Source organism: Parafrankia discariae, from assembly GCF_000373365.1.
Taxonomy (GTDB): Bacteria; Actinomycetota; Actinomycetes; order Frankiales; family Frankiaceae; genus Parafrankia; species Parafrankia discariae.
In genome coordinates this window covers 1-17,619 of the sequence record NZ_KB891269.1, presented here as the reverse complement: position 1 = coordinate 17,619, position 17,619 = coordinate 1, and the positions used below count along the sequence as shown (strand labels likewise).

Below are 17,619 nucleotides of genomic sequence, written 5' to 3'. Positions count from 1 at the left end.
CGTGGGTGTTACCGCTTGTTGAGCTGGCCGGCGTCGACCGGGACGACGGTGCCGGTCACGTACCGGGCGTCGTCCGAGACCAGCCAGGCGATGGCGTTCGAGACGTCCAGCGGGTCCACCGCGTCGACCGGCATCGCGTTGGCCAGCACCCGGGCCAGCTCCGGGGACCCCGCCGTGATCACCGACAGATCCCCGTTCGCGGCCATCGGCGTCTTCACCGTGGTCGGGGCGACACTGTTCACCCGGATGCTGTGCGGCGCCAGATAGTTCGCCCACGACCGCATCAGCCCGACGACACCGTGCTTGGCCGCGGTGTACCCCAAAAACCCCGCCGTCGGGATACCCACCCCGACCAGCCCACCCGTCGAACTGGTCAGCACGATCGCCCCACCCCGGCCCCGCTCGACCATCGACGGGATCGCCACCCGCCCGGTGTTCCACACCCCCGTCAGGTTGACCCCGACGACGTCCGCCCACTGCTCTTCCTCGCTCGCCGCCCCACCCGGCCCGATACCGGCGTTCGCCAGCACGATGTCGACCGGACCCAGCTCGGCGACACCATCCTGAAACGCCTTCCCCAGCGCCACCACGTCACGGACGTCGGCCTGCCGCGCCACGATCCGCCGCCCCGTCTCCCCGACCTCCTTCACGGTCTGCTCGAGGTCGTCCGGAGTCGCCATCGGGTAGGGCACCGAATCCATCTGGGCACACAGGTCCACCGCGATGATGTCAGCGCCCTCCCGCGCTAACCGCAACGCATGACTGCGACCCTGGCCCCGCGCCGCGCCGGTGATGAACGCGACCTTGCCGTCAAGCTTTCCCATCTACGTCTCCCTGGACGGTGGTGCACCTACCCGCACGAGTATTAAACGATAGTTCAGCATCATGGCTGCGTGGCGTCAACCAGAGCGCGGGCGGGCGCGCTGCTCACTGCGCGGAGCGGTGCGCGCACAGGTTCGGCATCCCGCCCCGCCGCGCTCCGCCACGCCGCCACGCCGCTGCGCCAGGCGATGCCGGACCGGGCCGGCGCCGCCCAGGGCGTACTTGCTCGGTCTCCGGTGAAGCTTGTACGGTCGTTCAGTAACTCGGTCGTTATCCGACAGAGGTGTTAATGCCGTTCTCACTGTCGTCCGCCACCAGACCACGGCCCGGCTCCTCCATTTGCCGGAGATCGAGGTCGACCCGACGAGTCCGGAGCCGCCACGGCGATGAAAGCATCACGGTTCGCTTACCATGCGCCGTCCACTCCCGCTGAGGCGCTTGCTCTGCTCGCCGAGCACGGCGACAGTGCGAAGGTCCTGGCCGGAGGCCAGAGCCTGATTCCCATGCTCGCGATGAGACTCGCCGTCTTCGACCACCTCGTCGACCTCGGCCGGATACCCGAGCTGGTCGGCATCGAGCGGCGGGGTGACACCGTCCGCATCGGCGCCGCGACGACGCACGCGGCTGTCGAGTCGTCCGCCGACCTGGCCGGCTCCGTCCCGCTGCTGGTCCGCGCCGCGCCGCTCATCGGCCACTTCCAGATCCGCAACCGTGGCACGGTCGGCGGCGCGATCGCCCATGCCGACCCCGCCGCCGAGTTCCCCGCGGTGGCGCTCGCCCTCGACGCGCAGCTGGAGACCGTCTCGCCGCGCGGGGCGCGCACCATCCCGGCGGAGAAGTTCTTCCTCGGCACCTGGAGCACCGCCCTCGCCGACGACGAGATCCTCACGGCGGTGAACTTCCCCGCCTGGCGCGGCCGGACCGGGCATGCCGTCGAGGAGCTCGCCCGCCGCCATGGCGACTTCGCCATCGCCGGCGCGGTCGTGGCGGTCGAGCTCGACGGCGCCGACCGCGTCCGTCGTTGCGGCATCGGGCTGCTCGGTCTCGGTTCCACGCCCGAACGCGCCACCGCCGCCGAAGCTGCCGTGACCGGCACCGCGGCCGGCGAGATCGACCCGGTCGAGGTGGGGCGGGCCGCGGTGTCGACGCTCCAGTCCGTTCCGGCCGACCTGCACGGCTCAGCCGACTACCGCCGGCGCGTCGGGGCCGCGATGGTCACCCGGGCCTGGCAGCGCGCGATCCGGGAGGCCCATGATGGATGAAGTCCAGATCAGGCTGCGTGTCAACGGCGCGGACCGCCGCGGGCGGGTGGAGCCTCGGCTGACGCTCGCCGACTTCCTGCGGGAGCACTGCCATCTGACCGGCACCCACCTCGGCTGCGAGCACGGGGTTTGCGGTGCCTGCACGGTGCTGCTCGACGGCGCGGCGGTGCGTGCGTGCCTCGTGCTCGCGGTGCAGGCCGACGGCCGTGAGGTCACCACGATCGAGGGCCTGGGCACACCGGAGAACCTCTCGCCGGTGCAGGTGGCCTTCCAGGAGAACCACGGCCTGCAGTGTGGGTTCTGCACGCCGGGCTTCATCGTGTCGGTCACCGCCCTGCTGCGGGACAACCCCGACCCGACCGACGAGGAGATCCGGGCCGGCCTGTCCGGCAACATCTGCCGCTGCACCGGCTACCAGGGGATCTTCAAGGCGGTACGGGCCGCGGCGGGCAACACGCCGTGACCGGTGGCCGGCCGCACCGCGATGCCGGTCCCACCGCCGGCCCCGGCTGTGGGGCCGGCCTGTCCACCAGCCTCCGCCTCCGTCGTGGGGCCTGTCTGTCTGCCGGTTGAAGGAAATCATGGATCTGAGCAACGAGTTCCGCGTCGACGCGAGCCCGGCCACCACCTGGTCGGTGCTCACCGACCTCGAGCGCATCGCGCCCTGCCTGCCGGGAGCCCAGCTGCAGGAGGTGGAGGGCGAGGAGTACCGCGGCATCGTGAAGGTCAAGGTCGGCCCGGTCACCGCGCAGTACAAGGGCACCGCGACCTTCCTCGAACGGGACGAGGCCGCCCACCGGGCCGTCCTGAAGGCCGACGGCCGGGAGACCCGGGGCCAGGGCAACGCGTCGGCCACCATCACCGTGACGCTTGCCCCCGACGGCGCCGGCACCCAGGTCAGCGTGCTCACCGACCTGAAGATCACCGGGAGGGTCGCCCAGTTCGGCCGCGGTGTGATCAGCGACGTCAGCACCAACCTGCTCGGGCGCTTCGTCGAGTCCCTGGAGTCCACCGTGCTCAGCGGTGACGCCGCCCCGGCCCCGGCGGCCACCGCGCCGGAGGCTGTCGTTCCGACCTCGCCGGCCGTCGCTCCGACCCCGCCGACCGTCGCTCCGGCTCCGGCTGCGGCCTCGCCGGCCGTCGCTCCGGCCCCGGTGACCGCGGCACCGGTGCCGGCGGCGGTGCGCGTCATCAGCCAGCCGGAACCCGAGCCCGTCAACCTGCTCGACACCGCCGGCGCGCCGGTCGTCAGGAGGCTCGCCCCCGTCCTCGTCGGCTTCGTCGCGGGCTGGCTGCTGAGCTCGCTGTTCCGCCGCGGGCGCGCCTGAGGGAAAACGGACCAGCCCGAGCTGGATCCGGTCCTCCTTTCCACTACCGCTCGTTCCGGAGACCGCCATGGGGAACCCCACCGCCACGACAGCCACCGCCTCGCCGACCGCCGCCCGGTACGCGGGCACCCGGGTGAACCGGGTCGAGGACCCACGACTGCTCACCGGGCAGGGAACCTACGTCGACGACGTGTCGCGGCCGGGGATGCTGCACGCGTGCTTCGTGCGCAGCCCGTTCGCCCGCGCGCGCGTCGTCGGCATCGACACCTCGGCGGCGCTGGAGCTCGAGGGCGTGCACGCGGTGTTCGTCGCCGCCGACCTCAACCCCGACATCCACGAGCAGTGGTACGCGATCACCGGCCGCGACAGTCCGGACACCCCGCGCCCGGCGCTCGCCCAGGACGAGGTCCGGTTCGTCGGTGATCCCGTCGCGCTCGTCATCGCGGACAACCGCTATGTCGCGGAGGACGCCATCGAGCTGGTGGACGTCGAGTACGACCCGCTGCCGCCGGTCGCCCACTACGTCGACGCCCAGGGGTCGACCGAGCTCGTGCACGGGGAGTATCCGAACAACGTGGCCGGCCGGCTGGACAGCGGCCCGGCGGAGCGGGTGGACGAGGTGTGCGCCTCGGCTGCGCTCGTCCTCGAGGAGACGATCTACCAGCAGGCCTACGCGCCCGTCCCGATGGAGACCCGCGGGATCGTCGTGGAGTGGTCCGGCGGCGAGCTCACGATCTGGGCCGCGTCGCAGTCGCCGCACGAGCTGCGGGCGTTCGCCGGGCGGCTCCTCGGCCTGCCCGAGCACCGGATCCGCGTGATCATGCGGGATGCCGGCGGCGGCTTCGGCCAGAAGGTCCTGGCCCTGCGCGAGGACATGTGCCTGCTGCTCGCCGCGCGGAAGGTGCCGGCTCCGGTCAAGTGGATCGAGGACCGGCGCGAGAACCTGATGGCGGCCAACTCCGCGCGCCACGAGCACGGAGCCATGCGCTTCGCCTTCGACGGGGACGGCACGATCCTCGCGGCGCAGATCGACCACGTGCAGGATGTCGGCGCCTATCCCACCCCGTGGCCGGTGGGCACCGCGGTCGCGGTCTGCCTGATGTTCCCCGGCCCGTACCGCATCCCGGTCGCGGCCTGGTCGACGACGTCGGTGTTCTCCAACACGCTGGGCCGCAGCGCCTACCGGGGGCCGTGGCAGTACGAGTCGGTCGCCCGCGAGGTGCTGCTCGACGAGGCCGCGCGCCGGCTGGGCATCGACCCGGTCGAGCTGCGCCGGCGCAACTTCCTCGCCCGCGCGGACCTGCCGTACGTGAACCCGTGCGGCATGCCCTACGACCACATGTCCCCGCGCGAGGTGTTCGAGAAGGCGCTGGAGCACTTCGACTACGACGCGTTCCGCCGCGAGCAGGCGCAGGCCCGGGCGCAGGGCCGCCACATCGGCATCGGCACCTGCAGCTACGTGGAGCCCACGACCTCCGCGATGGGCTTCTACGCCACCGAGGGCGCCACGGTCCGCGTCGAGCCGAGCGGCACGGTCAACGTGTATCTCGCCGGCGGCTCGACGGGCAACAGCCTGGAGACCACCGCCGTGCAGATCACCGCCGACACGCTCGGCGTCGACATCAGGGACGTGAACACGATCCAGGGGGACACCGCGATCACGCCGTTCGGCGGCGGGACCGGCGGCAGCCGCAGCGGTTCGATGATCGTCGGTGCGGTCGGGGTGACCGCGGGCGAGCTGCGTGAGCGCATCATCGCCATCGCGGCGCACCGCCTGGAGGCGGCGGCCGAGGACATCGAGCTCGCGGACGGGCGGGCCAGCGTCCGCGGCACCCCCTCGATCGGCCTGTCGCTCGGCGAGATCGCGAACCTGGCGTACTTCGAGCCCGGCTCGCTGCCGCCCGGCGTGCAGCCGGGGCTGGAGGCGAGCGGCCGGTACAGCGCGCAGGCACCGATGCTCTGGGCCAACGCCACCCACGTCTGCACCGTCGAGGTGGACACCACGACCGGGGTCGTCACCTTCCTGCGCTACCTGGTCAGCGAGGACTGCGGCCCGCGGATCAACCCGAGCGTCGTCGAGGGCCAGATCGACGGCGGCACCGTGCAGGGCATCGGCGGGGCCCTCTACGAGCATCTGGCCTACGACGAGGACGCCAACCCGGTCGCCACCACGTTCATCGACTACCTGTTGCCGACCATCGCCGAGGTGCCGCTCATCGAGCACGTGCACGTGGAGACACCGGGCCCGGGGCCGGGCGGGTACAAGGGCGTCGGCGAGGGCGGCGCGATCGGCGCGCCGCCGGCCGTCATCAACGCGGTCGCCGACGCCCTCGCGCCGTTCGGTGTCTCGGTCACCCGGCTGCCGCTCTCGCCCGCGGCGATCGTCGCGCTCCTCGACGAGGCGAGCGTCAGGCAGGGGACCGCCGGCTGACGGACCGACGCCCGGCGAGCGTCAGCCCGACGAGCCGGCGAAGTAGCCCCGCAGGCCGCGCAGGGCCTCGTCGAGGAACTCCTCGATCGTCCGGTCCTCGTGTTCCAGCCACTGTTCGTAGGCGGACAGGGCGAGCGCGAGGGTGACCTGGCCGACGGTGCGGGGCAGCAGGTCGTCCGGGGTCAGGTCGTGCCGTTCGGCGACGTAGGAGGCGATGACCTCGCGCCACCGCCGGTACTTGAGAGCGGAGTGGGCCCGCAGCGTGGGTGTTCGGAGCAGCAGGGTCATCCGCTGCCGGTGCTGGGCCACGGCGTCGGGGTCGACGTGGTTGAAGGCGAGCACCGCGCGGTGCACCGCCTCGTGGACGGGCAGGTCCCGGGGCATGCCCGCCAGGGACTTCTGCAGTTCGACGAGGCTCTCGTCGAACTGCCCCCAGGGGATGTCGTTCTTGGACGGGTAGTACCTGAGCAGGGTCCGGCGTCCGACGCCGGCGGCCTCGGCGATCGCGTCCAGGGTGGTGGCGTCGAACCCCCGCTCGGTGAACACCGCGAAGGCCGCCCGCTCGATCGCGGCGTGATCGGTGACGGGTGGACGGCCCTTCGGTCGTTTCGGCGGGATGGCCACCCGTCCACGATATTGGGCACGGTGACCTCCGCGGATCGCGCCGGTTCGCATCGGGCCGGTTCACCCGCCCCTCAGCGGACGGCCGCCGCCCGGGTGCCGCCGGCGGCCCCGCGCCGGGGCGCGAACCCGGGGAGCAGCGGCCGGGCGGAGCGACCGCGCAGGGCGCCCGCCCACAGGCCCGCCCCGTAGGCGAGGTCGTCGAGGCGGCGGGCCAGCACGAAACGCACCGGGTCCAGCGACGGGGCGAGCCGGCGATGGTCGAGGAGACCGTCGACGAGGGCGGCCGCCAGCACCGCGCGGCGCAGACGGTGGGAGAACAGGCTGCCGGTGAGGCTGAGCGGCCACCAGTGGCGCAGCAGCAGCCCGCTGGTCTGCGTGGCCGTCGCGGCCAGCCCGCGGCCGACGAGTTCGGTCGCCAGGCGGGCGCGGCCGCCGTCGCCGGGCAGCGCGCGCGCCAGCCGTACGGACATGACCACGGACGCGGCGCCGGCGACGGGCAGCGACCAGCGGCGCTGGGCCAACAGCGCCACGGCGACGGCGGCCGTCCAGGGAGTGAGGACCGCCGGTGCGACAGCGGGGCCGTGCCGTCGGGCCAGGACCTCCGCGCCGGTGCCGTAGTAGGCCTTGCGGCCCAGCCAGGCCGTCGGCCGGTCCCGGTGGTCGTGCCACGCGGTCGCGGCGGGTTCGTGGCGGACCTGCCAGCCCTGGGCGGTCAGCCGCCAGACCAGGTCGACGTCCTCGGCGACGCGCATGCCGTCGGTGAAACCGGCGCCGAGCGCCTCGACCCGGGCGAGCAGGCAGGCGCCGGGAACCCAGCCGACCGCCGAGCGGGGATGGACCAGGGCGGGTGTCGGCCCGAGGTCGAGCGACGAGCGGGCGTTCTCGTAGCGGGCGATCCAGTTCGGCCGGTCGGTTCCGGGCAGCCCGAGGATCCGGGGCGCGACGGCGCCGACCCGGGGGTGGTGGAAGTGCCGGGCCAGCGTCGCGATCGTGTCGGGCCCGACGACGACGTCGGAGTCGACGAAGGCCACGAGGGGGGTGGTGACCCTCGCCAGTCCGGCGTTGCGGGCCCCGGCGGGGCCGTGATTGCGGGGCAGGGCCACCAGGTCGGCGCCGTGCCGGGTGGCCACCGCGGCGGTGGCCGCGGGGTCGCGCGAGCAGTCGTCGACGACGACGACCCGCAGCCGGCCGAGCAGGCCGGTCAGCAGCCGGTCGAGCGGGCGGGCCCGGTCGCGGACGGGGATCACGACCGTTACCTGGGCGAGGTCGGCCGGCGGCAGCTCACTGACCACCGGGGCGGCGGCGCCGCAGGCGAGCAGCCGCTCGGCGAGCCGTTCGGACCGGGCGTCGACGACGTCGACGCGCCGCCCGACCAGGAGCGCCGCCGCGGTGGCGGGCAGCCGGAGCAGGCGGGGCGGCGCGCCGCCGACCAGCGTCCGGCCGCCGTCGTACACGCGGACGTGGCGGCCGAGCTCGACGACGAGACCGGGCGGAAGCCGGGTGCTCACCCGCGGAACCCGCCTTCGGCGCTGACCACGGAGCCGGTGAGGACACCCCCGGCGACGGAGCAGCAGAACGCGATGGTCTCGGCGACCTCGGCGGGGTCGATCAGCCGTCCGGTGAGCTGTGAGGCGGTGAAGTGCTCGACGTCGTCGAGCTCGTACAGCGCGGCCGTGGCCGCCAGCATCGGGGTGCGGGTCGAACCGGGGGAGACCGCGATGGCGGCGACCCCGGTCCCGGTCAGGTCGGCGGCCAGCCCCCGCACGAGGCCGATGACCGCGTGCTTGACCATGTTGTAGCCGGTCAGGTGGAACAGGCCGCGGGTCCCGGCGGCCGAGGCGACGGCGACGAACCGGCAGCCGGAGGGGTCGGGACCGGCCAGCATGTGCGGCACGCAGGCCGCGGCGGTGTTCCAGACACCCAGGGCGTCGACGTCCCACAGCGACTGGACGTGCGCGGCCGGGGTCTCCCACACCGGCCGCCCCCCGATGATCACTGCGGCGGCGGCCACGGCGGCGTCCAGCCGCCCGAGGCGTTCGACCGCCGTGCGCGCCGCGGCGTCGAGCGCGGCGCGGTCCCGCACGTCGGCGATCACGGTGAGCACCTGGTCGGGGGCCTCGTCGCGCAGCGATTCCAGCTCGTCCCGGTTCGCCAGCGGGTAGGCGACGCCCGGCAGGTCCGCCGGGGCGTCGCCGGCGCAGCTGTCCACGGCGACGACGCGGTGGCCCTGCCGGCACAGGGCGCGCACGGTCGCGGCGCCGATGCCGCGGGCGGCACCGGTCACCAGGACGACGCGCCCGGAGCCGGGTCCCGCGGTCACGGTCGCGCGCTCACGGCCGCACGGCCGCGGGCCGGGGCGGGCGCAGGCGCCCGTCGGCGTTGGCCTCGCCGTGGTGGATCAGCTCGCACACGTCTTCGACCATCCGCCGGAGGATGCGTTCGCCGTCCTGGGCGGTGGCGGCGGTCGGGTCGCCGAGCACGCCGGACGGGGCCACGGCGGCCAGCCCGCCGGTGACGAGGGCGGGCAGCAGCTCGTCGAGGGAGGTGGTGTTGCCGGCGGCGGCCCGGGTCATGTCGACCTGGTCGGGTGCCAGGTGGAGCATGAGCGAGGTCTCGGTGAACCCGGCGTGCGCGTCCCCGGCCCCGGCACCGGCACCGGCGCCGGCAGCGTCGGTGGCGTCAGTGGCGGCGCACGGCACCCACGCCACGTCGTGCCGTTCCTCGCGCAGCTGGGTGACGGCGTCGGTGAGGCCGCGCAGGTTGCCGCCGTGGGCGTTGACGAACACCACCGGGCCGGCCCAGGTGGACAGCGAGCGGATCAGCTCGACCAGCACCAGGTGCAGGACCGGCCCGCCGATGGAGATCGTGCCCGCGAACGACTGGTGCTCACCGCTGGCGGTGTAGGTGAGGGGCGGCGCGACCAGGACCGGCTCGGCGGGACGCCGCCGCAGAAGGAGCCGCGCCGCCCCCTCGGCCACCGCGACCGCGACCGTGGTGTCGGTGACCAGGGGCAGGTGCGGCCCGTGCTGCTCGAAGGACCCCACCGGCACCAGGACGAGCGGCCGGCCGGCGATGTCGGTCCAGGCCTGCCCCGACAGACCGGTCCGGCCCGCGTCCGGGCGCCCGGCGCCCGGCGTGTCCATGGCAGGCCGTCCCGCGTCCGGTGGATCCGTCGTGCCCGCGTCGGTGGTCATCGCGCGGGCGCCGCGCCGAGTGCGCGGGGGAAACCGTCGGGTACCAGGACGTCGTCCGGGGTCAGTTCGTGGATGGAGGAGTGCCCGAGGGACAGCAGGGCGGAGTCGATTCCGTTGCGCAGGACGTCCAGCACGTTCTCGACGCCGGCCTGCCCGCCGGCGGCCAGGCCCCACAGGTAGGCCCGGCCGATCATGACCGCCCGCGCGCCGAGCGCGAGCGCCTTCACGACGTCGCCGCCCCGGCGGATGCCGCCGTCCATGAGCACCTCGACGTCGGTGCCGACCGCGTCCACGATCGCGGGCAGGACCCGGATCGGGGCCGGGGTGCCGTCGAGGTTGTTGCCGCCGTGGTTGGAGACCGAGATCGCGCTGACCCCGGCGTCGCGGGCGCGGCGGGCGTCGTCCACCCGGGAGACGCCCTTGAGCAGGAACGGCCCGTCCCACTGCTGGCGCAGCCAGGCGATGTCCTCCCAGCTCGGCGGGGGGGTCTGCATCCACTCGCCGTACGCGCCGAAGAACACGGGGGCCTGCTCGCCGGGTTCGGCCAGGTTCGGCACGCTCAGGTCGGGCAGTTTGCCGGTGCGCAGGTACTGGAGCAGCCACGCGGGCCGGGTCACGCCCTGCGGCGCGAGCTTCACCATGGTCCTCAGGTCGAGCCGTTCGGGGATCCACGGGCTGCCCCAGTCGCGGCTGTGCGAGAACGACCAGTCCAGGGTGACGATCAGGCCGACCGCCCCGGCCTGGTGGGCGTGTTCCAGCCGCCGGATCATCCAGTCCCGGGTGCCCATCCAGTAGGTCTGGTAGAAGGTCCGCGGGTTGGCGGCGATGACCTGTTCGATCGGCTTGCTGGCGAACGAGGACAGGCCCATGGCGGTGCCGCGCGCGGCGGCGGCCCGCGCCACCGCCACCTCGCCGTCGGGATGCACCGCCTGCACCCCGGTCGGGGAGATGATCACCGGTAGTGAGATCGGCTGGCCCAGGACCGTGGTCTGCTGGTCACGCTTGGGGGACAGCCCCGCCACGTGCGGTGCGAAGCCGAGCTCGTCGAACGCCGCGGTGTTGTCCCGGTACGACACGCCCGCCTCCGAGCCGGCCAGCAGCGCGCTGTACACCGACTTCGGCAGCCTGCGCCGCGCCCGTCGCTGTGCCTCGGCGACCGACTCGAACCATGTGCTGGCCATGCTCTACCTTTCGTGCTTTCGGGGCGCTCCCGCGGGAGACCTTTCGCGGCGGCTCCCACGGAGCGGCCGGGTGCGATCGCGGCTCAGCCGGCGGGGGTGAACCCGGCCAGCGGGCTCTCGGCGCAGGCCGAGACCGGCGGGGCCGCCGGGGCGGGCCGGTGCCCGATCTGGACCAGTACCGACTCGCGGGTGGACCCCCCGGTGCCGCGGCCGGTCCGGTGCGAGTGGTCGAGGCCGGGCGCCGGCACGCGCCGGAGCGGATCGGCCAGCGCGTCCTGACCATGGCCCTGGACGCACTCGGGATCCGGGCCGTCCAGGGGCAGGCCGGTGAAGAACTTGGCCGCCATGCACCCGCCCCGGCAGCTGTCGTAGAACCCGCAGGACGCGCAGGCACCGCCGCTCTGCGGCTCGCGCAGCCGCTGGAACAGCTCGCTGGTCGACCACACCTGGGCGAAACCGCCGTCGGTGAGGATGTTGCCGGCCCGGAACGTCTCGTGAATGGTGAACGGGCAGGCGTAGACGTCGCCGACCGGGTCGATGAGGCACACCACCCGCCCCGCCCCGCACATGTTCAGCCCCGGCAGGGTCTCGCCGAAGCCGGCCAGGTGGAAGAACGAGTCGCCGGTGAGCACGTTCTCGCCGGCCCGCACCAGCCAGTCGTACAGTTCGCGCTGCTGGCGTGCCGTCGGGTGCAGGTCGTCCCACACGTCGGCGCCGCGCCCCGACGGGCGCAGCCGGGTCAGCCGCAGGGTCGCCCCGCGGTCGTCGGCGAGGCGCTTGAACTCGTCGAGCTGGCCGACGTTGTCGCGGGTGACCACGACGGAGACCTTCGCGTCCCGGAAGCCGGCGGTGGCCAGGTTGTCCAGCGCCCGCACGGCCAGGTCGAACGATCCCGGCCCGCGTACCCGATCGTTGACCTCGGCGGTCGCGCCGTCCAGCGACACCTGGACGTCCACGTAGTCGGTCGCGGCGAGCCGGCGGGCCCGGGGCAGGTCGATGCGCACGCCGTTGGTGGAGAACTTCACCCCGACCTGGTGGTCGACCGCGTAGTCGAGCAGATGCCAGAAGTCCGGGCGGACGGTCGGCTCACCGCCGCCGATGTTGACGTAGAAGACCCGCATCGCCTGGAGCTCGTCGATGACCGCCTCGCACTGCGCGGTGCTCAGCTCGCGCGGGTCACGCCGGCCCGACGCCGACAGGCAGTGCACGCACGACAGGTTGCAGGCGTAGGTCAGCTCCCAGGTCATGCAGATCGGCGCGGTCAGCCCGCGCTCGAACCGCTGCACGAGGGAGACGGGGGTGCGGTCGGTGCCGGCGGTCATCCGGTTTCTCCCACGGGGTCGCGATGGCGGATGACGTCGGCCTCGGCGAGACCGCGCAGCGCCCGGACGTAGGCGGCCCACTGCCCGGTCGGCACACCCGCCCTGGTCAGCGCGGTCCGGACATCAGGCGCGTCGCCCAGACCGCGGACGACGTCCACCAGCTCCCGGCGCTTGAGGAAGATCAGCCGTCGGTTCCCGAAGTGGTAGGCCAGCGCCCCGAACGGCTCGGGGCGCAGCGCCACCGACCGGGACAGCTCCCACGCCTCGTCGAGGACCTCGGAGATGACCGGCGGCCGGCCGCCGGTCACGGTGTCAGTAGACACCGCACATGCCGTCGATCGACACCTCCTCGATCAACAGCTCCTCCTCGACCGACGGCTCCTGGGCCGACGGCCGAGCCACGGCCTCGTCGACCGGCCCGGCGCTCTCCCCGACGGACCCGCCCGCTCCGGCGAGCGCGGTGTTTCCCCGCACGATGCCTCCTCCGCTCGCGGCCCCCTCCTGGTGAGGAGCCGCCCTCCACGACATGTGGGGCACATTAATGGCACTCGGGGCTGAAATGAAGCCCTGTCCGGAAAACGGGTGACCCGCTCCCGCGGTCGCCGTCAGGTCCAGATGGTGGGTGACCCGCGCGGTCCGCCGGCCGGACGTCCCTTGACGTACGGATCCGGCTGGCACTAAACACCTGTCAGGTACGGGGTCGGCGGTGCGTCACCGCCACCTCGAACAGGGATGCGAGGAGATCATGTCCGACGTCTCGATGATCATCGGCGGGGAGCGTCGGGCCGCCCGGTCGACGTTCGGGGTGGTGAACCCGGCGACGGGCGAGGTCCACGCCCAGGCTCCGGACTGCACCGCGGAGCAGCTGGACGAGGCGTTCGACGCCGCGGCGAAGGCCTTCGTCGGCTGGCGCGCGGACGAGGACGCGCGCCGGGCCGCCCTCGCCGCGGCCGCGGATCGACTCACGGCCGCGGCGGACCGGATCGGCCCGGTCCTGACCGCCGAGCAGGGCAAGCCGCTGAAGTCGGCGAAGCGGGAGGCGTTCGGAGCGAGCCACTGGCTCAAGTACTTCGCCCAGCTGGAGATACCACGCGAGGTCATCCAGGACGACGCCCGGGCCCGCGTCGAGGTCGTGCGCCGTCCGGTGGGGGTCGTCGCGGCCATCACCCCCTGGAACTTCCCGATCATGCTGGCCACCTGGAAGATCGCGCCCGCGCTGCTCGCCGGGAACACGATGGTGCTCAAGCCGTCACCGTTCACCCCGCGCAGCACCCTGCTGATGGCCGAGATCCTCAGCGAGGTGTTCCCGTCGGGCGTGCTCAACGTCGTCTCCGGGGGAGACGAGCTGGGCAGGTGGATGACCTCGCACCCCACCCCGCGCAAGATCAGCTTTACCGGGTCGACCGCGACCGGCAGGCACATCGCCGCCGCGGCCGCCCCGGACCTCAAGCGCCTCACCCTGGAGCTCGGCGGCAACGATCCCGCGATCCTGCTCGACGACGTCGACCCCGCCGCCATCGTGGAGAAGCTGTTCCGGGGCGCCTTCGACAACAGCGGGCAGGTCTGCTCCGCCATCAAGCGCGTCTACGTCCCCGAGGCGCTGCACGATCAGGTCGTCGACGCCCTCGCCGCCCGGGCCGCGGCGGCCCGGGTCGGTGACGGGATGGATCCGGACACCGAGCTCGGGCCGGTCCAGAACCGGCCACAGTACGAGCGGGTCGGCGAGCTCGTGGCCGACGCGCTGGCGGGCGGCGCGACCGCGGTGACGGGTGGGGCCCCGGTCGGCGGCCCCGGCTACTTCTTCCAGCCCACCGTGATCACCGGGGCGGTGGAGGGCACCCGCCTCGTCGACGAGGAACAGTTCGGCCCGGTGCTGCCGATCCTTCCGTACCGAGACGTCGACGAGGTCGTCGCCCGGGCCAACGCGACGTCCTTCGGCCTCTCGGGCTCGGTGTGGTCCGCCGATCCCGAGCGGGCCGGTGCCGTGGCCGAGCGCCTGGAGTGCGGCACCGCCTGGGTCAACGCCCACGTCGCCCTCGGGCCCCAGCAGCCTTTCGGCGGGACGAAGTGGAGCGGCCTGGGAGTGGAGAACGGCCCCTGGGGGCTGGCCGGCTACACCGACCTCCAGGTCCAGTACCGCGCCAGGGGCTGAGGCCGCCGCGCGCGCCGTACCGAGGGCGCCGTACCGAGGGGCGGGGCTGGGCCGGCTCGCGGGCTCAGCCGGCCAGCTCGCGCAGCAGGTCCCGGGTGCGCTTCAGCGAGCCGCGCACGTCGTCGCCGGCCGGGACGACGTGCGCGTGGATGTCGGTGGCGCCGGCGTCGAGCAGCGCGCGCAGCTGCGCTTCGACCGATGCCTCGTCGCCGACGATCGCGGCCGCGGCCGGGCTGTCGACGCCGCCGATGGCCAGGATCCGCCGGTAGGCCGGCGAGTCCGCGTACATGACCGAACCGGCGGCCACGGCGGACCGGGCCTCCTGCTCGTCGTCGTGCACCACGACCGGCAGGCCCGCGACAATGCGCGGCGCCGGCCGGCCCGCGGCCTTCGCCGCCGCGGTGACGCGCGGTTCGACGTGGCGCTCGATCGCCGCCGCCGGGGCCATCCACAGGATCGCGCCGTCCGCGTTCTCGCCGGCCACCCGCAGCATCCGCGGTGACAGCGCCGCCAGCAGCACCGGGACCGGGTGCGCGGCCTGGACGGTTCCGGCCGGGGCGCGCGTCGTCCAGTCCTGGCCGGTGAAGTCCACGGCTTCGCCGCGCAGCAGGGCGGTGAGGATCCGCAGGTACTCCTCGCTGCCGCGGCCCGGATGGTCGTAGGACAGGCCGTAGCGGCCGCGGATGTTGGCCTCGTGCGACGGACCCAGCCCGAGGGTGAGTCCCGGCCGGCCCATCGCCGCGACCACGGAGGCGGCCCGCTGCGCCTGCAGCAGCGGGTGGCACGGGTAGGTCTGCAGCACGGCCGTACCGAGCTCGATCGTCGAGGTCTCCCGGCCGGCGAGCGCCATGGCGACCAGCGGGTCACCCTGCACGAGGCTCGCGTACCACAGCGAGTGGAAACCCTCGGCCTCGGCCCGGCGGGCCTGCTCGATGATCTTTTCCGGGGTGGAGGCGCCACCCGTCAGACCGATACGCATTCATCACTCCGGGCAGTCGACGTGGAATCGCTCACGAGGCCGCGGCGCGGCCTCCGTCCCGGACGTGCGCGCCGAGCGGGGCCCGTGGCGGATGTTGAACGGAAGTTCAGCATGGTGGTGTGCCGCCGTCAACCAGAACCCCGCCTCCGGGACGGGCGGTCCGTCGGCGGGCGGGCGTCACGGTTCGCTGCCGGCCTCCGTCGAGGGCTCGTAGCGCCGCAACAGCTGTTCGACGAGGGCCAGCGCCTCGGGGTGGCCATCGGTGATCCCGAGCATGTCCTCGGCCACGAAGCCCCGGCTGACGACTCCGATCATGAACAGGATGAGGGTGGGCGAGACCTGGGCCGGGTCGATTCCGCACTCCTCCAGCCGGCTGGCGAGAAGTTCGGTCTGAAGGAGCCGGAACTGCTTCGCGTACTGCGCGATCTCCTGGCGGATGCTCTTGCGGTGGTTCGCGAGGGCCATGAACTCGGTCAGCAGCGACGTGCCGGCGGGCTCGACGCTGGACTCCCACAGCCCCCGCAACGGCCGCGGTGAGGTGAGGACACGTCGCTGGCGTTCCAGGTTCTTCTCGGCGCCGCGCCGGAAGAGGGCGAGGAAAAGATCGTCCAATGTCGGGAAGTAATAGTGGATCAGTGCGGGGGTGACGCCGGCCGCGCTGGCCACACTGCGTGAGCTCACCGCGGCGTAGCCCTCGTTCAGTATGAGTCGTTCGGTGACGTCGAGCAGCAGCGCGCGCGTCTTCGAGCTCTCGGTGCCGGTCCGGCGTGGCGTGGGCATGCCCTCATTCTGGTTGACGCCGGCGCGGGGTCCTGTTGAACTTCTGTTCAGTGTGGCGTGTCGGTGCGGCGTGCGGCGAGTCTCACCGGTTCCGCCGACCCGCCCTTCTCACCGGCGGTCGTTGGTGAAGAGGAAGGCCTGGGCGAGGGGGCCGCCGCCGCCGGTGACGAGGCCGACCTCGGCGTCGGTGACCTGCCTGACACCGGCCTGGCGGCGTAGTTGGAGGAAGGTCTCGTAGGCCAGGCCGAAGCCGAGGTAACGGCCCTCCGAGAGCTGCCCGCCGGAGGTGTTGAGCGGCAGGTCACCGGTACGGGCGATGCGTTTGCCGCCCTCGACGAACGCCCCCGACTCGCCGCGGCCGCAGAAGCCGAGTGCCTCGAGCCAGAGCAGGACGAAGATGCTGAACCCGTCGTAGAGACCGGCGACGTCGACGTCGCCGGGCCGCAGCGAGGTACGTGACCACAGCTGCTCGGCGGCCTTCGTCGCGGCCATGACGTCGAAGTCCGGCCAGAACTCCCAGCTGGAGGTCATCGGCCGGCCGCCGCCGAGCGCCTCGAAGAACACGGGCCGGTCGACGTCGCGCCGGTGGTCGGCGGGCGAGACGACGAAGGCGATCGAACCGTCCGCCGGGATGTCGCAGTCGAACAGGCACAGCGGCTCGCTGATCATCCGGGCCGCGAGGTAGTCGTCGATCGTCATCGGGTCGCGGTAGACCGCGTCCGGGTTGTCCGCCGCGTTGCGCCGGTCGTTCACCGCGACCCAGCCGAGCTGCTCCCGGGTGGTGCCGTAACGGTCGACATGGTGCTGGGCCCACAGCGCGGCGAACTGCACCGGCGAACCCACCCCGTAGGTCGTCTTCCACGGCGCGGCCCCGGCGCCGGCCATCACGGCCGGGCGGCGCCCGGCACCCTGGCTGGTCGCCTCGGCGACGGTCCGGTAGACCAGCACGTGCCGGGCGAGGCCCGTGGCCACCGCGTGGGCGGCGATACCGAGGATGCCGATCACGTTGGCGCCGTCGCCGCAGCCGAGGATCCACGACAGGTCCAGCCGCAGCAGGGTGTGCAGGTCGCCGACCCGGGGGCCACCGAAGCCGTGCGGGGCCGGGTGGTCGGGCCAGGAGGTGAGCCCGTCGATGTCGCGCGGGGTGAGACCCGCGTCCGCGATCGCCGCGAGGCAGGCGTCCAGGGTCAGCTCGAGCGCGGGCCGGTTCAACCGCCGCCCGCACGCGGACCGCCCGATACCGGACACGATCGCCCGCCGCTCGATGTTCCCGGGATCGGCGCTCACGCGATCCACGCTTCCACGGCCTGCCCCTGCCCAGCCTGCCCCTGCCCGGCCGGCCGGAACATCGGTACGAACACGTCCCCTCGCTGTTCGAAGGTCACCTCGNCCTCCATGCCGGTGCTGACCGCTTCGACGTCGCAGTCGACCACGTTGGTCAACAGGTGCAGATCGGGCTGCTCGGCGAGCACCACCCGGGCCACGACGTAGGGCGGCTCGTAGCCGGGGATCCACGGGCGGCGGACGACCGTGTAGGTCACCAC

General features: G+C 73.4%; 18 protein-coding genes. 5 read left to right on the top strand and 13 right to left on the bottom strand.

The features are described from left to right. Positions 1 to 8: 8 nt before the first annotated feature. A complete protein-coding gene (locus tag B056_RS0131450) occupies positions 9 to 824 on the bottom strand; it encodes a mycofactocin-coupled SDR family oxidoreductase (protein ID WP_018502434.1) in 816 nt (271 codons plus the stop codon). A gap of 384 nt (positions 825 to 1,208) precedes the next feature. On the opposite strand from B056_RS0131450, the gene B056_RS0131445 reads away from it, so the two are divergent. The 4 genes from B056_RS0131445 to B056_RS0131430 all read left to right on the top strand — a co-directional run bounded on the left by B056_RS0131445 (position 1,209) and on the right by B056_RS0131430 (position 5,843). Next, positions 1,209 to 2,084 (top strand): FAD binding domain-containing protein, encoded by an 876-nt coding sequence (locus B056_RS0131445; protein ID WP_026240365.1) that lies wholly within the window; start codon positions 1,209 to 1,211, stop codon positions 2,082 to 2,084. After that, complete coding sequence (locus B056_RS0131440) at positions 2,074 to 2,547, top strand: (2Fe-2S)-binding protein (protein WP_018505815.1); 474 nt, start codon at positions 2,074 to 2,076, stop codon at positions 2,545 to 2,547. Before B056_RS0131445 ends, B056_RS0131440 begins: the two co-directional genes overlap by 11 nt. Before the next feature lie 118 nt (positions 2,548 to 2,665). After that, entirely contained in the window at positions 2,666 to 3,412 is a 747-nt protein-coding gene (locus B056_RS0131435) for an SRPBCC family protein (RefSeq protein WP_018505814.1), read from the top strand. Positions 3,413 to 3,479: 67 nt separating this feature from the next. Next, the gene (locus tag B056_RS0131430) at positions 3,480 to 5,843 is read left to right on the top strand and encodes a xanthine dehydrogenase family protein molybdopterin-binding subunit (protein WP_018505813.1); all 2,364 of its coding nucleotides are present in this window, start codon (positions 3,480 to 3,482) and stop codon (positions 5,841 to 5,843) included. 21 nt (positions 5,844 to 5,864) lie between these two features. On the opposite strand, the gene mftR is transcribed toward B056_RS0131430, so the two are convergent. From mftR to mftA, 8 genes are all read right to left on the bottom strand, one after another. Then, a complete protein-coding gene (gene mftR, locus B056_RS0131425) occupies positions 5,865 to 6,467 on the bottom strand; it encodes a mycofactocin system transcriptional regulator (protein WP_018505812.1) in 603 nt (200 codons plus the stop codon). 71 nt (positions 6,468 to 6,538) lie between these two features. Continuing rightward, on the bottom strand, positions 6,539 to 7,975 hold the full coding sequence (gene mftF / locus B056_RS0131420; protein ID WP_018505811.1) for a mycofactocin biosynthesis glycosyltransferase MftF: 1,437 nt from the start codon (positions 7,973 to 7,975) through the stop codon (positions 6,539 to 6,541). After that, positions 7,972 to 8,787 (bottom strand): mycofactocin-coupled SDR family oxidoreductase, encoded by an 816-nt coding sequence (locus B056_RS0131415; protein ID WP_020572813.1) that lies wholly within the window; start codon positions 8,785 to 8,787, stop codon positions 7,972 to 7,974. Before B056_RS0131415 ends, mftF begins: the two co-directional genes overlap by 4 nt. A 10-nt stretch (positions 8,788 to 8,797) precedes the next feature. Beyond that, complete coding sequence (mftE, locus tag B056_RS0131410) at positions 8,798 to 9,610, bottom strand: mycofactocin biosynthesis peptidyl-dipeptidase MftE (protein ID WP_154677338.1); 813 nt, start codon at positions 9,608 to 9,610, stop codon at positions 8,798 to 8,800. Between the two features lie 47 nt (positions 9,611 to 9,657). Continuing rightward, complete coding sequence (mftD, locus tag B056_RS0131405; protein ID WP_018505808.1) at positions 9,658 to 10,842, bottom strand: pre-mycofactocin synthase MftD; 1,185 nt, start codon at positions 10,840 to 10,842, stop codon at positions 9,658 to 9,660. Positions 10,843 to 10,925: 83 nt separating this feature from the next. Further along, on the bottom strand, positions 10,926 to 12,164 hold the full coding sequence (gene mftC / locus B056_RS0131400; protein WP_018505807.1) for a mycofactocin radical SAM maturase: 1,239 nt from the start codon (positions 12,162 to 12,164) through the stop codon (positions 10,926 to 10,928). Further along, complete coding sequence (gene mftB, locus B056_RS0131395; RefSeq protein ID WP_026240363.1) at positions 12,161 to 12,487, bottom strand: mycofactocin biosynthesis chaperone MftB; 327 nt, start codon at positions 12,485 to 12,487, stop codon at positions 12,161 to 12,163. The genes mftC and mftB overlap by 4 nt, the downstream gene beginning before the upstream one ends. Further along, entirely contained in the window at positions 12,477 to 12,638 is a 162-nt protein-coding gene (gene mftA / locus B056_RS40100) for a mycofactocin precursor MftA (RefSeq protein ID WP_018505805.1), read from the bottom strand. The genes mftB and mftA overlap by 11 nt, the downstream gene beginning before the upstream one ends. A 271-nt stretch (positions 12,639 to 12,909) precedes the next feature. On the opposite strand from mftA, the gene B056_RS0131385 reads away from it, so the two are divergent. Then, positions 12,910 to 14,316: an aldehyde dehydrogenase family protein gene (locus tag B056_RS0131385; protein WP_020572812.1), complete on the top strand. Its 1,407-nt coding sequence runs from the start codon at positions 12,910 to 12,912 to the stop codon at positions 14,314 to 14,316. A 64-nt stretch (positions 14,317 to 14,380) separates the two neighbouring features. On the opposite strand, the gene B056_RS0131380 is transcribed toward B056_RS0131385, so the two are convergent. From B056_RS0131380 to B056_RS38715, 4 genes are all read right to left on the bottom strand, one after another. Then, the gene (locus tag B056_RS0131380; protein WP_018505803.1) at positions 14,381 to 15,295 is read right to left on the bottom strand and encodes a TIGR03564 family F420-dependent LLM class oxidoreductase; all 915 of its coding nucleotides are present in this window, start codon (positions 15,293 to 15,295) and stop codon (positions 14,381 to 14,383) included. Between the two features lie 177 nt (positions 15,296 to 15,472). Continuing rightward, on the bottom strand, positions 15,473 to 16,075 hold the full coding sequence (locus tag B056_RS0131375; RefSeq protein WP_018505802.1) for a TetR/AcrR family transcriptional regulator: 603 nt from the start codon (positions 16,073 to 16,075) through the stop codon (positions 15,473 to 15,475). Positions 16,076 to 16,183: 108 nt separating this feature from the next. Beyond that, positions 16,184 to 17,362, bottom strand: coding sequence for a thiolase family protein (locus B056_RS0131370; protein WP_018505801.1), 1,179 nt, complete (start codon positions 17,360 to 17,362; stop codon positions 16,184 to 16,186). After that, positions 17,359 to 17,559: a hypothetical protein gene (locus tag B056_RS38715; RefSeq protein ID WP_456095370.1), complete on the bottom strand. Its 201-nt coding sequence runs from the start codon at positions 17,557 to 17,559 to the stop codon at positions 17,359 to 17,361. Before B056_RS38715 ends, B056_RS0131370 begins: the two co-directional genes overlap by 4 nt. Between the last annotated feature and the right edge of the window lie 60 nt (positions 17,560 to 17,619).

Coding starts and splice junctions, on each gene's coding strand:
- B056_RS0131450 (WP_018502434.1), bottom strand. CDS start 824: ATGGGAAAGCTTGACGGCAAGGTCGCGTTCATCACCGGCGCGGCGCGG.
- mftC (WP_018505807.1), bottom strand. CDS start 12,164: ATGACCGCCGGCACCGACCGCACCCCCGTCTCCCTCGTGCAGCGGTTC.
- mftE (WP_154677338.1), bottom strand. CDS start 9,610: ATGGACACGCCGGGCGCCGGGCGCCCGGACGCGGGCCGGACCGGTCTG.
- B056_RS0131430 (WP_018505813.1), top strand. CDS start 3,480: ATGGGGAACCCCACCGCCACGACAGCCACCGCCTCGCCGACCGCCGCC.
- B056_RS0131445 (WP_026240365.1), top strand. CDS start 1,209: ATGAAAGCATCACGGTTCGCTTACCATGCGCCGTCCACTCCCGCTGAG.
- mftD (WP_018505808.1), bottom strand. CDS start 10,842: ATGGCCAGCACATGGTTCGAGTCGGTCGCCGAGGCACAGCGACGGGCG.
- B056_RS0131385 (WP_020572812.1), top strand. CDS start 12,910: ATGTCCGACGTCTCGATGATCATCGGCGGGGAGCGTCGGGCCGCCCGG.
- B056_RS0131375 (WP_018505802.1), bottom strand. CDS start 16,075: ATGCCCACGCCACGCCGGACCGGCACCGAGAGCTCGAAGACGCGCGCG.
- B056_RS0131435 (WP_018505814.1), top strand. CDS start 2,666: ATGGATCTGAGCAACGAGTTCCGCGTCGACGCGAGCCCGGCCACCACC.
- B056_RS0131440 (WP_018505815.1), top strand. CDS start 2,074: ATGATGGATGAAGTCCAGATCAGGCTGCGTGTCAACGGCGCGGACCGC.
- B056_RS0131380 (WP_018505803.1), bottom strand. CDS start 15,295: ATGCGTATCGGTCTGACGGGTGGCGCCTCCACCCCGGAAAAGATCATC.